General features: G+C 29.8%; 13 protein-coding genes. 7 read left to right on the top strand and 6 right to left on the bottom strand.

The features are described 5' to 3' along the window. The first annotated feature begins 53 nt into the window (after positions 1-53). Positions 54-2,414, top strand: a complete 2,361-nt coding sequence (locus MC378_RS14145; protein ID WP_242179426.1) for a TonB-dependent receptor — start codon at positions 54-56, stop codon at positions 2,412-2,414. A gap of 6 nt (positions 2,415-2,420) precedes the next feature. Beyond that, positions 2,421-3,311, top strand: coding sequence for a DUF4249 domain-containing protein (locus MC378_RS14140; protein WP_242179425.1), 891 nt, complete (start codon positions 2,421-2,423; stop codon positions 3,309-3,311). A gap of 9 nt (positions 3,312-3,320) precedes the next feature. Here the strand turns inward: MC378_RS14140 and MC378_RS14135 are convergent, their stop codons facing one another. The 4 genes from MC378_RS14135 to MC378_RS14120 all read right to left on the bottom strand — a co-directional run bounded on the left by MC378_RS14135 (position 3,321) and on the right by MC378_RS14120 (position 7,279). Further along, complete coding sequence (locus MC378_RS14135) at positions 3,321-4,862, bottom strand: hypothetical protein (protein ID WP_242179424.1); 1,542 nt, start codon at positions 4,860-4,862, stop codon at positions 3,321-3,323. A 9-nt stretch (positions 4,863-4,871) separates the two neighbouring features. Continuing rightward, the gene (locus MC378_RS14130; protein WP_242179423.1) at positions 4,872-5,909 is read right to left on the bottom strand and encodes a thioredoxin domain-containing protein; all 1,038 of its coding nucleotides are present in this window, start codon (positions 5,907-5,909) and stop codon (positions 4,872-4,874) included. A 68-nt stretch (positions 5,910-5,977) separates the two neighbouring features. Continuing rightward, positions 5,978-6,952 (bottom strand): hypothetical protein, encoded by a 975-nt coding sequence (locus MC378_RS14125; RefSeq protein WP_242179422.1) that lies wholly within the window; start codon positions 6,950-6,952, stop codon positions 5,978-5,980. A 69-nt stretch (positions 6,953-7,021) separates the two neighbouring features. Further along, complete coding sequence (locus MC378_RS14120) at positions 7,022-7,279, bottom strand: helix-turn-helix domain-containing protein (RefSeq protein WP_242179421.1); 258 nt, start codon at positions 7,277-7,279, stop codon at positions 7,022-7,024. Between the two features lie 129 nt (positions 7,280-7,408). On the opposite strand from MC378_RS14120, the gene MC378_RS14115 reads away from it, so the two are divergent. Next, positions 7,409-8,155, top strand: coding sequence for a hypothetical protein (locus tag MC378_RS14115; protein ID WP_242179420.1), 747 nt, complete (start codon positions 7,409-7,411; stop codon positions 8,153-8,155). Between the two features lies 1 nt (position 8,156). Continuing rightward, positions 8,157-8,387 carry a hypothetical protein gene (locus MC378_RS14110; protein WP_242179419.1) on the top strand — a complete coding sequence of 77 codons (231 nt, stop codon included), beginning with the start codon at positions 8,157-8,159 and terminating at the stop codon, positions 8,385-8,387. Positions 8,388-8,443: 56 nt separating this feature from the next. Here MC378_RS14110 and MC378_RS14105 read toward each other — a convergent pair whose 3' ends face one another. Together MC378_RS14105 and MC378_RS14100 are read right to left on the bottom strand one after the other, a co-directional pair. Then, complete coding sequence (locus MC378_RS14105) at positions 8,444-9,451, bottom strand: hypothetical protein (RefSeq protein ID WP_242179418.1); 1,008 nt, start codon at positions 9,449-9,451, stop codon at positions 8,444-8,446. After that, positions 9,438-9,863 (bottom strand): hypothetical protein, encoded by a 426-nt coding sequence (locus MC378_RS14100; protein WP_242179417.1) that lies wholly within the window; start codon positions 9,861-9,863, stop codon positions 9,438-9,440. Before MC378_RS14100 ends, MC378_RS14105 begins: the two co-directional genes overlap by 14 nt. A gap of 324 nt (positions 9,864-10,187) precedes the next feature. On the opposite strand from MC378_RS14100, the gene MC378_RS14095 reads away from it, so the two are divergent. From MC378_RS14095 to MC378_RS14085, 3 genes are all read left to right on the top strand, one after another. Next, complete coding sequence (locus MC378_RS14095) at positions 10,188-11,072, top strand: DUF488 domain-containing protein (RefSeq protein ID WP_242179416.1); 885 nt, start codon at positions 10,188-10,190, stop codon at positions 11,070-11,072. 6 nt (positions 11,073-11,078) lie between these two features. After that, positions 11,079-11,888, top strand: a complete 810-nt coding sequence (locus MC378_RS14090; RefSeq protein ID WP_242179415.1) for a hypothetical protein — start codon at positions 11,079-11,081, stop codon at positions 11,886-11,888. 65 nt (positions 11,889-11,953) lie between these two features. Continuing rightward, entirely contained in the window at positions 11,954-13,429 is a 1,476-nt protein-coding gene (locus MC378_RS14085) for a recombinase family protein (RefSeq protein ID WP_242179414.1), read from the top strand. Positions 13,430-13,611: the final 182 nt, after the last annotated feature.

The following is a 13,611-nucleotide window of genomic DNA, read 5'->3' as shown; positions in this document are numbered from 1 at the left end:
AAATAGTTCTTTTTTTTAAAAAATAAGTACATTTGATTAACTATTTTTTATCTATGAAAAAAGAAATAAACTATATTTTTTTACTATTTAGTATTACATTTTTTTCTCAAAATTACACCGTTCATGGTGTAATATCTGATGCTAATAATGGGGAAAGATTAATAGGTGCTACTGTATTTATCCCTAATACAAATTCATATGCTATATCAAATTCATATGGTTTCTATTCTTTGGAAATTCCTAAAGGTATAAGTACGCTGAAAGTATCCTATTTAGGATATAAGACCTATACAAAAAGTCTAAACATTACAGAAAACATCTTGTTAAATATTAATTTAACTGAAGATTCGAAAAGTTTAAATGAAATTTTGATTAGAGCAAAAGGTAAAAATGATATTACAAATTCTGAACCAGGAAGCCATATTTTAAACTTAGATAGAATAAAAAAATTGCCCGCTGTAGCTGGTGAAGTCGATATATTAAAAGGACTTCAATTACTACCAGGAATTCAAACATCCCATGAGGGTACTACTAATTTATCCATAAGGGGTGGTTCTCATGACCAAAACTTATTCTTGCTAGATGATGCGCCAATATATAATCCATCTCATGCATTAGGTTTTTTCTCTGTTTTTAATCCTGATGCGATAAAAAATGTGAAAGTTTATAAGTCATTTATCCCTTCTCAATTTGGAGGTAGATTGTCTTCTGTTGTTGATGTAAGAATGAAAGAAGGAAATAATAAAGAACAGAAAATAAGCGGTGGTGTAGGTCTTATCGCTAGTAGATTTACAATTGAGTCTCCTATTGTAAAAGAAAAATCATCTTTTATGCTTTCCGGTCGTTATAGTTATGCGGGTCTTACATCCAATACTCTCGGAAGTGTTTTACAATCTTTAGGTGTCAGTAGTCTAAATAATTTCAGCCCAAATAACGAAATTAATTTTTTTGATATTAACGCCAAGGTAAATGTAGAATTAAATGAAAAAAATCACCTTTATTTTTCTACCTATATAGGTAGAGATCATTTTTTCTATATTGATATAGATGATAGTAGCAGTATGGATTGGGGAAATGTAATTGGAAATTTACGATGGAACCACACATTTAATAGTAAGTTATTTTCAAACACAATGCTTGTGTATAGCAAGTATGACTATTCTTATATTTTGAAAGACGATACAAGAGAGTTTAAGTGGTCTGCGAATATGCAAGAATTAGATTTAAAATCGGATTTCGATTTTTTTGCAAACGCTTCTAATCATTTAAAATTTGGTTTTTCCGTTGAAAATCATTTTTATGAACCTGGTAAATTAACTCCTAGAAATACAGAATCTATTACAAGAGGATTTGAATTAGATGACAAAAAAACAATTGAAGGAAGTGTATATATAAATAATACTCAAAAAATAGGCAATAATTTTAAAGTAAATTATGGTTTAAGGTACTCTAATTTTTTCTTATTAGGCAATGCAACTGTTAATCAATATGATAAAGATTTTAATATTACAGCTACAAAAAAATATAATAATGGAGAGTTAGTAAAATTTTACCAAGGTTTAGAACCACGTATTTCAACAAATTACATTTTAAATAATGGTCATGCAATTAAGGCTTCATATACGAGAACACAACAATATCAGCATCTCATTAGTAATTCAACTGTTGGTTTACCTACTGATGTTTGGCTTCCTTCAGATACACACATAAAACCACAAACTGCCAACCAATATTCTTTAGGTTATTACGGTAGTGCTAAAGATAGAACCTTTGATTTCTTTACAGAAGTCTATTACAAGAGCATGGACAATGTAATAGATTACATAGACAATGCAGATTTATTTTTAAATCCTAATATTGAAACTCAAGTACTTTCAGGAACTGGTGAGGCTTATGGAATAGAGTTTTTACTTGAAAAAAAGACGGGTAAATTTAATGGGTTTTTAAGTTATACTTGGTCAAATACGGCAAGAACTATTGAAGGAATTAATAATAGTCGTTCGTATCCAACCTCTTTTAATAAACAGCATAATATTTCTACAACCTTTTCTTATGAATTTTCTGAAAGGTTTACTATTTCTTCAATTTTTAAATTTACATCGGGGGGATATATAACATTACCCGAAGGAACCTTCAATTTTTATGGAGTTGCTTTTAATTATTATTCAGAAAGAAATGGGTATCGTCTTCCTGCCTATCATAGAATGGATATTTCCGCTAATTTAAAGTCTAAGAATAATATAAACAGGAAATGGCAAGGAGAATGGTCTTTTGGTATATATAACTTATACAACAGGGAAAATATATTTTCCCTGTTTGTTAAACAGGATAATACCAATTTAGAATTTAATAAGACTTATAAAATGTATTTATATGGTTTTTCTCCTTATGTTGGTTATAATTTTAAATTTTAAAAAAAAATGAAAAAATATTTAGTTTGTAGTCTATGCTTTATTTTATTTTTTAGTTGCGTAGAAGAATTTAATTTAGATTTAGATAAAGTACAACAACGAGTAGTTATCGAAGGCTTAGTTGAGAATAATACTGGACCTCATTATATTAGAATAACTAAAAGTTCTACAGGTGCATTCATTAAAAATAATTATCTAGATATAGATGAGAATGTTGAAATTATAGAAGACGCAATAGTTATAATTTCAGATGATTCAGGGCAAACAGAACAATTGATGCTTGTTCCTGAAAACAGTAATGATGCAATTGTTCTTAACAAAGGGGGCTACTATAGAACTACAAATTTTGTGGGCGAACCCAACCATTTATATACACTTACTGTAACAACAAAAGAAGGAAAAACATATTCTGCTTCAGATTACATGAAACCTCCGCCAATAATTAATTCACTGTCTTATGAATTAAGAGTTTCTGAAAAAGATGGTCAAGAATATTATGTTCCGTTGTTATCTTTTTTTGAACCACAAGAAACTAAAAATTATTATCTTATTAACCAAAACTTTGAAAGAACTAATCATAATGGAATAACTAATTGGGAATTTGAAGTATTATCAGATAAAAATTTAAATTCAGGAAATATTGAAGTTTTTTTAGATAATGGTGCGTCTCCTCAAGATTTTGGGTATTATTATTATTTTATTGGTGATGAGATAAATATTAAAATGAGTAGCATTTCACAGGAGGCTTATTCTTATTTTAAGTTTCTATTGGAACAATTTAAACAAGATGGAGGTGTGTATAGTCCTGCACCCGCATCACCACCCACTAACATTGATAATAATGGATTGGGCTTTTTCCAAGCCTCTTCTTTTATAAAATCAAAAGTTATAATTGAATGAAACATTTTTTTAATTTTCAAATTGATAAGCTCCAATATCAGCAGGAAATGCCCTTTCTAATCCCTTTATATCTATTGGGACTTCTTGAGTAATACTAATTCTTGCTTTACTTATTGCATTTGAGTTAGTATCTATTTCTAACAAATTTGATGTAACATCTTTAAAGTCTACATTACCATTTAAAATAATATCCTTATAAATATTAATATTACTGAAATTAAATAGTTCGTTATTAGTAAAATTTCCTCCTGTATCATCAAATTTAATAACGGAGTTTTGAAATAAATAATTAAAATCCGCTTGATCAGATTTTTCCAAACTTAATTCAATATTATTGTTTCCAAAAATAATACTATTTGAAACGATAGCTTTATTTAAATTTGACGCTACTATTACTTCTCCCTCTCTTCTAAAAATATTGTAATTGCTCAATATAAAACTAGGAGTATTTCGAAGGCTACTATTCCAATAATTTGCAAAAGTAGAATGCTTTATAATATAATTACCTCCTGATACTCCTGCGAAACAAGACACCCCTGCATTACTTATGACTAAATTTTCTACTTCAATATTAGCATTTTCTCCCCAAACCCCAACAAAAGAGCTATTATATATTTTAGTATTTTTAATACTAATGTTGTTTACGTTACCTCCATCACCAAAAACATTTAATCCAATACTGGAATTCTTTATGTTTAAATAATTAATCTTGTTGCCGAAACTTTTCGTTCTAAATAAAATAGTTCCCCACTGACCAGGAATATCTTTAAATGCAGGTTCTAACCTATCACCTTGAAAAGTAACTTCAGTCTCTTCTTGTCCATCAAGATTTAGACTTCCATTAACTTCAATTTTTGAATTGTTATTAATAATTAACCCTGAGTTTTGATGAAAATACACCTTAACTCCTGAATTAACGGTTAGGGTTTTTGATGCATTATTTTCATCCCCAACAACCATATAGCCATATACAACATAGGGTTTTTCATCAATAAAATTTAGTTCATTATCATTCAGAAATCTTCCTTGAATTTCAGTATTGATTCCATCTATTACTATAGTTTCTATAATACCATTACTCTTGGAAGGGTATAAAAAGTGAGCATCTTGAACTAGCGTTATTAACGTTACTGATTGCATATTATCGCCATTATCAAACAATAGCTTATCCTCATAAAGAGGAGTACTTACTTGAGAGTAATCAATTGTTGTCTCCACAAAAACAAAAATACTATCTCTTGCTAGAATATCAATATTTTCGAACTCTTTCCCTGATATACCATCAACATTTAAACGATAATTAGAATTATTACCATTTTCTAATCTAATTTCTGGGATAGTAATGGCATTATTACTTCTATTATAGACCTTAAGGGAGTATGTACTTGAACCTATATTGGTGAAAACAGTATCTAAATACACCGTATCTTTGGAAAATTCTAATTCCCCAGTATTTAAAACAGTATCAAAATCTTTACGACAAGAAGAAGTAATGACAAACCCAGAAATAATAAACAAGAAAATAAAGGTCTTAAGTGATTTTGTTTTCATACAGAAAAATTATTTTTTAGATTCTTTAATTTTTTTGACTAAAAATTTCTCTAATTCTTCTTTTGAAGATGAATTATGCATTATTCTATAATTAATTAGTATTGTAGGTGTTCCATAGATTCCTGATCTATGAATTAAGTCATAGTTTTCTTTTAGTTTATTTTTTAAATCAGGATTATTAAAATCATTTTTAAATTTTTTAATATCTAAATTTAGTTTTAACGCCAAAAGTTCAATTTTATTATCAGTATAGTTATTATTTTCTTTAAAAAGTAACTCTTTCATTTCTAAGAACTTTCCTTGCATTCCTGCAACTTCAGAGGCAATAGCTGGTTTAGAGACATAAGAACCATAATTAACAAAACCAAAAGCAACATCATCTTTATACTTATCAAAAAGTTGTTTAAAGATTGGATTGTATTCTCTACACATATCACATTCAAAATCAGATATCTCAATAAGTGTTACTTTTGAATTTTTATTTCCATAAAAATGAACTAATGATTGATCTAATTTAGTTTTAGGTGGTGTTGGGGTTTTTAAAAAAAAATTGATTTTACTTTTTGATTTAAGAGAATCAATATACTTAGATAAAATAAATGATTTAAACCTTTTTATAAGAAGGGCATTACCTTTTTTTGAGTTAATATCATAATTAACTATATTTTTTTCAATTGAATTTACACCCTGTTTATCAAAATCATTTTCTTTAGAAAATTTAATTATATTACTATCATTAACTTTTTTATCATATAAACTTTGTAATAACTTTTCTGTTGTTATTTTTTGTTTATCAGCTTGCCTTTTTAAAATTTTTTTATTTATTATTTCATCTAAAGCTAATTTTCTTATTAAATGAATCCTACTCAATTCATCATATAATTTTTGTTTTACAAATAAATCCACTTCGTTTTGAGTGATAGAGATTGAATCTATTGTTGCAACAATGGATTTATTTTTATTAATTCTATATTCTTGCTTTTTTTTACAAGAAAAAAAAGCTAAAATAAGCCCACATAAGGCTATATATTTGATTTTACTTATCATTAAAATTATTTTAAAAAAATAGCTTCAATATTGAAAATATTGAAGCTATTAAAAACTATCTATTTAATTTATTTTATTTTAGTAAAATATAAAGTAGTATTTCTGTCAGCAACCAAAAGGTTACTTACTCTTCCAGAAACTCTTGTTCTGCTTCCATTAGACAAGATTCTGTCACAATAATTAGCATTACGACTATCTTCATCATCAGAATTGATATAACCGAAATAACTATTTCTTGGTGGGCTAGCAGCCTGCCATGGATAAGAAGTAGAAACATGTCTATAAACATCACCTAATACACCATAAGAAACTCCAATATTTGGAAAAGCCATAAATCCTCGAGTACCAGGATTTCCATTTGTAGGATTTCCATATCCTTTAAAAGATAATATTGTATTTCCACCAAATCTATTTGCACCTAAAGAATATATTCTACTTCCATTGTAAGTCGTTCTGTTTGAATTACGCCTGTCTTCATTATCAAAATGTCTATTTATAGTGAAGTTGCCATAACTTGTTGAATTTATATTTAAAACTGCATAAGTCCCTCCTGTAACGTTTCTAAAAGGGTTATTATCTACAACACAAAATCGCAAAGTTACATTTCCGCGATAATCGATATTACTGCTACCTGTAAAACCAGACCTTCTAGAAGCATTTCTGCTATCTTCAGCATCCATAAAAACGACAAGCTCTTTATAAGCCCCACATGTTCCATTTTTAAAAACTCCAACAGCTTGTGAGTTACTCGTTCTATTATAGACTACTTGTTTTGAAAAATTTTCATTTAGTTTTGCAGTAATTAACTCTAAAGTCTCTTCATTTGCTAAAGTTTCATTTTTAAAATCTCCTTTGGAAAATAAAAACTCATCTTTGATATCTCCTTCGATATATTCTGTTTCAATTTTTGAGTAAGAATCTTCAATGTCAATCAAATCTTCAGTTAAAGAGTTTGGGTTTTCTAATAAGTTTTCATCTGAATTTTCACAGCTTTGTAAAAAAGTAAAAACAGTAATTAATACTAAAAGTTTAATTTTCTTCATAATATATATTTTTTAATTTTAATTACAAATATATACATTTTACATTACAAACTAGAAAACTTTTACTAATTATTCTTCGTCATAACTAAAATCTTCAAAAAATTCAGCCAAACTCATCTCATGAGCATCTAATATTTTTAACAAGCTTTTAAAGGTAAAATTAGCACCTGTTTCCATTCTCCAGTACTGCATCCTTTTAATTCCTTTATCTATAGCAAAATTCTCATACGAAGTATATCCTTTTTCAATTCTTATTTTTTTTAACTTTTGAGCAACTTTTAATGCTCTTGGGTCAAATTCTTTAGTTAAGGTTTGTTTTTTAGCCATTGTTATATATAAGTATTAGCGATAAACAAAGTTGAATTATTAACTTGTTTTAAATTACCACTTATTTTTTACCACTTATATTGATATTTTTTTTATGTTTGCCCTTTAACTTATATAAAACAGTACATTATGAAAAAAATCTTATTTATTTTAAGTCTTGTAATCCTTACAAGTTGTGGTTCAACCGCCAAAGTAGCACAGAATGAAGTACCGAGGTATAACGCAAACTTCGACTACACGCCACCAGAACGTGCCAACCCAAGAAGTGCTGATATTACTATTGCACTTCTTAATCCTGTCTTTGCCGATAAGAACCCAAATTTGAGAGTACAGCCTTATTCTACCTTTATCGAAAACATGGCGGATGACTTTGAAGAAATGTTAATTGCTAAAGGATTTTCATTACGTGGACCGTTTAAAAACCGTGACGAGATGGTCTATGGAGACAAGAAGAACTCTGACATTGCACTAGAGATTAGAATTAGCTTAAAAGATGAAGGAAATTTACAACTCAAAAAGCAAACTAATTGGGCGCAAGCTATCAGTAAAAATGCACCAAATCATTACACCGTTTCGGGAACTTTCTATCATTTTGGGAATATTATTATCGAAGCAACTGACCCATTCACAGGGGAGAAGTTTTGGAAGAAAACAATTTCATTACCACGTAAGGAGATTATGGCACAAGGGAATAAGACGTGGACAGGAAAACCAACACCAAGACAATTAATGTCGGAGGATACAGGGGTGTATAACCCTACGGCAAAAGCACTAGAGGGATACTACCAAGAAGCTATTAAAACAGCGTGGAGACATATTGATGTTAACGAAATGAAGATGATTAAAACAGAAATTCAGAAATCAAAGCAAAATTAAAATGGAAGAACAACAAACACAGAAAAGAGAAGAAGCCATAAAAGATATGAAAATGTATCTTGCTAATGATTGGAACTTAAAAGAAGAAACACCAGAGTATTTTTTATTAACACGAAATACTGCATCAACAGGAATACACATTTTACTTGCTTTATTCTTTTGGTTCATCGCTTTTATTCCTAATATTATTTATCACTATTCTAAAAAAGAGAAAAAGAAGATACTGAAATAAAAGAGAGATAATTTATTAACCCAAAAAGCACTCGGTTGAGTGCTTTTTGGGTTACCTTATATGTTAATTTTTGCTCCAATTGATAATTGACCAAATGTACTGTCTTTTAATCCTTTAAGAGGGTTTCCACCATCTGAATGCTCATACCCAAGAGAAAAAGATGTTTTACCATCGTCATCTATTGCATAATTGAGCGATACTCCTTTATTTATTAAGTTTCCAACAAAGAGGTTGCTTTCAGAAGTGTTTAATTTTGATCTGTGTGAAAAAGAGTAATTAAATTTTAATATTTGATATTTTCCAAAAGCTGAATAGAGTAAACCGCTGAAAGGATATATTTCAAGATTTAAATTAACATTAAACATACTTAATTTTTCATAACCAATATGTTCTAAACCTATACTATGGGTGTGTTTAATTTGTAGATAATCTGATGGATATAATTTTTTAGACCAATCTATTTTTCGATGCTTTTTAAGCAGTTCTTTTCCTTCTTTAATAGTAGTGTTCTCATCGGTTGGAATATTTGTTCTGTCATTGGTTGGATACACTCTATCGGGAAGTAAATAGTTTATAAATTCAGTAGAACTATCCTTTGACCATTTGAAAGAAGTATATGCTAAATATTGAAGACCCTTTTTTTGTTCCTCTCTATCCTCAGAAAACTTTATTGATATTTCTGGTTGAATATATATAGGAGCCTTGTCATTTCCAAATTCACATATTTTAGAGAATGAAAGACCTAATTGATACACGTCTTGTTCTTTTTTAATTAAGGTGTTTTTGTGTAATTCATAGAAAATAGAAACTCGTGATGTTGGGTATTTCTTTGTTGCTCCATAGTTAAAATTTAAAGCTACAAAACCATTAATACTATATGAATTACTTTTTGTTGGGTCAGATGGATAGGTTGCAATATATTTTGCTGGAAGAGATTTAGTATAGATATTGTCAGAAGCTTCTCCTATTGAAATACTAGTGTTCCAAGAATTATCTTGTGCAGATATATGTAAGGTAAAAAAACCTGCTAAAAAAACGGAATATATTAATTTATGCTTTGTCATAAGTACTTCTTATTAGTTTAATGATATCATGTACAGTTTTACATGTACTTGCTTGATTTGGTGTAACACTCTTATAGGGTTTATTTTTCTTACTTAAATGCATTAATCGTTCAATAATATCATTACACATTTTATAGAGTGTCCTGTGAATCCATATTTCTGGAATTCCTAATTCAGACTGTAACTTGGATTTCAGATGAATAGGTTTACGAGTAACAATGCGTAATCCTTGAGATACAAAAAGAAGTATTTTATCATCTTTCCAATAATCAAATTTTATCTCATTAAGTATAGTATAGAGACGTTTTTTCGCTTGTTGGTTTTGTGTGTTAAGAATGACATACTCTATCGAAGTAATAAACATTTTCGCATCCTTTCTACTGACATTAAAGTTTATATTAATTTGGCTCATAATTAAAAGTTTTGATAAAGATAAAAAAAAATCTAAAGATTAAAATACCTACAAATAGGGGTTTTCCATTTACTAATTTAAAGAGGATACTATACCCCATTTTCCTTCTTTATATTGCATGTTTTGTATATCCTCTCGTTGATGCTTGATAGATTGGATGTCAAGCAGGGTCAGTTTTAATGATAGAAGAAAGGCTAGCTTACCTCACAAAAAGCTGTAAAAAAGACTTATACCAATTGTCTATTTAGATTATTTTGAACGTAGAATGAATTGGATTTTGTAGATTTGCCTATGATTTTAATTATAGATACCATATAACAATTAATGTACTATAGAAGAAAATATTTATTAGCACTTATACAAGAATTTGGAGGAGTCTTAGATAATTTAAATCTCCAGAAACTATTATTTCTAGCTACACGTAAACAAGAGAAAAAAGCATTTGATTTTGTACCTTATAAATATGGCTGTTTTTCATTTCAAGCAAACCAAGATCTACTTACAATGATAAAACTTGGCAATATTGAAAAAAACAATCATACATGGAAATGTATTGATACAGATGATTATGCGTCCCAATTAAAAAAGGAAGATAGAGCAACCTTATTTTGGGTTATTAACAACTACAAAGATTTTGAAGCAGAAGATTTAATTAAAGAAACATACAGAAACTATCCTTTTTTTGCCACCAAAAGTAAGATTGCAGAAAAAGTGCTGACAAAAACTGAACTTGAAAAAGTTAATGCTCAAAAGAGAACATTTGAAGAGCCAATGTTTTTTACTATTGGCTATGAAGGTATTTCACTTGAGACGTATTTAAATAAACTAATTATTAACGATGTACGTTTATTAGTTGATGTGAGAAAGAATTCTTTTAGCATGAAATACGGCTTTTCAAAAAGTCAGCTCAAAAATGCCTGTGAGAGTATTGGTATAGCATATATGCATTTGCCACAACTGGGGATTGAATCACAAGAACGAAAGGAACTTAATAGTTTAAATGATTATAAAAAATTATTTGATTCGTATAAGAAAACAACATTAAAAACAAATATCGATTATTTACTTCAATTAAAGGAATTATCGGAGCAACATACTAGAGTTGCAATTACGTGCTTTGAAAAAGAAGTGTGCATGTGCCATCGTGGAATTGTTGCCAAAGAAATACAAAAATTAAAGGGCTGGAATATTCCACAAAAAAATCTATAAATTCATTTGAAAACCAAGGTACTCATAACCGTAAAAACCTATCCTACATTATCAGTAAAATATGATGAGTTGGTCTGCACGGCAGGTTTTACGGAAGATGGTAGGTGGATTCGTATCTATCCTGTTGAGTACCGTAAAAAGGATTACAATGACCAGTACAAAAAATATGACTGGGTTGAAGTAGATTTGGTTAAAAATGATTCTGATTTTAGACCAGAGAGTTTTCGTCCAAGAACTGCCGATACACCATTTGTGAAAATTGGAGAGCTGGATACTAAAGGTAACTGGGCACTTCGTAAGGAAATAGTGTTAAGCCATATTCATACCGATTTAACCAAGCTGATTGCAGAAGCACAGGATAAAAATATTGGAACTTCACTTGCTGTATTTAAACCAACAAAAATTGTCGATTTTGTTATTGAAGAAGTTGATAGAGAGTGGGATGAAAAGAAGCTCGCAAGCCTTAAGCAATTCAATCTTTTTGAAAGCACTGATAAAGGATTTGAAGTAGTTAAGAAATTACCCTATAAATTCTCATACACTTTTGAAGATATTAATGGTCGCAGAAGTACTCTTATGATTGAAGACTGGGAAATAGGACAACTTTTTTGGAATTGTCTTTACCGAAGTGGTAGTGAAGAAAGAGCTTGTGAGTTGGTAAAGAAAAAGTATATTGATGACTTTGCTAAAACTAAAGATTTACACTTATTTCTAGGAACCACTAAGCGTTTTCATTTTACAGGAAGAAATCCTTTTGTGATTATTGGTACATTTACTCCAAAAACAGAAACACAAACAAAACTCGACTTATTTTAGCTTTCTTTTGCGTGTTTCAAATGAAACCTTTAGGTTAGCTGTTCATTCACAGAAACTTAGAAGTCATGAAAAAACGAATTGGCGTTTGGATTCGAGTATCCACAAAATTACAACAGAATTCAGATAGTCCAGAGCATCATTTACAAAAGGCAAAAATGTATGCGGAACTCAAAGAGTGGGAAATTGTAGAAGAATATCACCTTGAAGCAGTTAGCGGTAAAAGCGTCATTTCACATCATGAAGCACAACGTATGATGCGAGATATACAAAGTGGACACATAGATGCCCTAATATTTTCTAAAATATCTCGTCTTGCTCGTAATGTAAAAGAACTCCTTGAATTTTCAGACCACTTTCAAAAACACAATGCTGATTTAGTTTCGCTCGGTGAATCAATAGATACAAGTTCTCCATCTGGTAGGTTTTTCTACACGATAATTTCAGCGATGAGTCAGTGGGAACGAGAGAATATTGTTGAGCGTATAAAGTCATCTGTAGAGGTTAGAGCAAAAATGGGAAAAGTCATGGGGGGCATTCCATTTGGCTATAAACGTGTTGGTAAAGATGATATGGAACTTGATGAACACGAAGCACCTATCCGCAAGATGATGTTTGATTTATTCTTGGAACATAAACGTTATGCTACTGTAGCCAATATATTAAATGATAAAGGATATCGTACTAAACGAAAAAGCCTGTTCTCTGGCACTACCGTAAAACGATTACTCCAAGACCCGACCGCAAAAGGAATACGCCGTTCACACATCACTAAAATAGATGAGAATGGTAAAACGGTTATGAGAGATAAAGAAGAATGGTATATCCATGAAGCACCACGTATTGTTTCTGATGAGGTTTGGGATGAAGTTAATGCTATTATCCAAAAGCAAGAAAAAGAGAAAATACAACCACTCAACAAGAAAGTTCATTTATTTACAAGTTACTTATTCTGCGAATGTGGAGGAGGTATGTATGTGCCATCAAGTAATCCAAAGTACACCTGCAAAAAGTGTAAACGAAAAATCCACATAGAAGATATTGAAGCCATTTTCAAAGAACAACTTACCGAATTCATAATTTCAGAAGATGAAGTCAATCGTTATTTTGATGGAACACATACAATCATCGGAGACAAAGAACAAGAGATTGAAAATATTAAAAATAAGATTGAAACTTTAGAAGTAAAAATTGCAAAAGTATTTGAGTTACATGAACAAGGTAAAATTGAAACAGAACGATTTGATGAATACTACAACAAACCAAATACTCAAATAGAACAACTCAAACGTAAAATTCCAGAGATTGAAGGTGAAGTATATGCACTCAAAGACCAATTTAAATCTAGCGGATATATTATCGAAGAAGCACGTTCATTATATGAAAATTGGGACAAACTAACTAAGCGACAAAAACGTAACATCATAGAAATTATAACCGAGAAGATAGTAGTATCAGAACAAGAGGTAAATATTACACTTAACTATATTCTCCCGAATAGTCTTTCTTTGAAAAAGACTTCAAATGGGTCACATGGACTATAATTAATGGCTAGTTTCCGCCTACTTACGAAAATCCTCGCGGATTTTCTATTTGGTTTTTATTTGCTAAATTAGGTCCTTAAACACGCCACTAATCATACACAAAACCGTTGCCAAAAATTGCGCTCACTCATATTCTGAAAATTGGAATTTATGATTTTATCAATGTGTGTTTTCAATATAAA

This window comes from Polaribacter marinus (genome assembly GCF_022662535.1).
In the GTDB taxonomy this organism is placed as follows: domain Bacteria; phylum Bacteroidota; class Bacteroidia; order Flavobacteriales; family Flavobacteriaceae; genus Polaribacter; species Polaribacter marinus.
Note: the sequence above shows the minus strand (reverse complement) of the source record. Positions and strands in the feature narration are given on the sequence as shown.

Coding starts and splice junctions, on each gene's coding strand:
- MC378_RS14095 (WP_242179416.1), top strand. CDS start 10,188: ATGTACTATAGAAGAAAATATTTATTAGCACTTATACAAGAATTTGGA.
- MC378_RS14140 (WP_242179425.1), top strand. CDS start 2,421: ATGAAAAAATATTTAGTTTGTAGTCTATGCTTTATTTTATTTTTTAGT.
- MC378_RS14085 (WP_242179414.1), top strand. CDS start 11,954: ATGAAAAAACGAATTGGCGTTTGGATTCGAGTATCCACAAAATTACAA.
- MC378_RS14115 (WP_242179420.1), top strand. CDS start 7,409: ATGAAAAAAATCTTATTTATTTTAAGTCTTGTAATCCTTACAAGTTGT.
- MC378_RS14120 (WP_242179421.1), bottom strand. CDS start 7,279: ATGGCTAAAAAACAAACCTTAACTAAAGAATTTGACCCAAGAGCATTA.
- MC378_RS14100 (WP_242179417.1), bottom strand. CDS start 9,863: ATGAGCCAAATTAATATAAACTTTAATGTCAGTAGAAAGGATGCGAAA.
- MC378_RS14125 (WP_242179422.1), bottom strand. CDS start 6,952: ATGAAGAAAATTAAACTTTTAGTATTAATTACTGTTTTTACTTTTTTA.
- MC378_RS14110 (WP_242179419.1), top strand. CDS start 8,157: ATGGAAGAACAACAAACACAGAAAAGAGAAGAAGCCATAAAAGATATG.
- MC378_RS14105 (WP_242179418.1), bottom strand. CDS start 9,451: ATGACAAAGCATAAATTAATATATTCCGTTTTTTTAGCAGGTTTTTTT.
- MC378_RS14130 (WP_242179423.1), bottom strand. CDS start 5,909: ATGATAAGTAAAATCAAATATATAGCCTTATGTGGGCTTATTTTAGCT.
- MC378_RS14145 (WP_242179426.1), top strand. CDS start 54: ATGAAAAAAGAAATAAACTATATTTTTTTACTATTTAGTATTACATTT.
- MC378_RS14135 (WP_242179424.1), bottom strand. CDS start 4,862: ATGAAAACAAAATCACTTAAGACCTTTATTTTCTTGTTTATTATTTCT.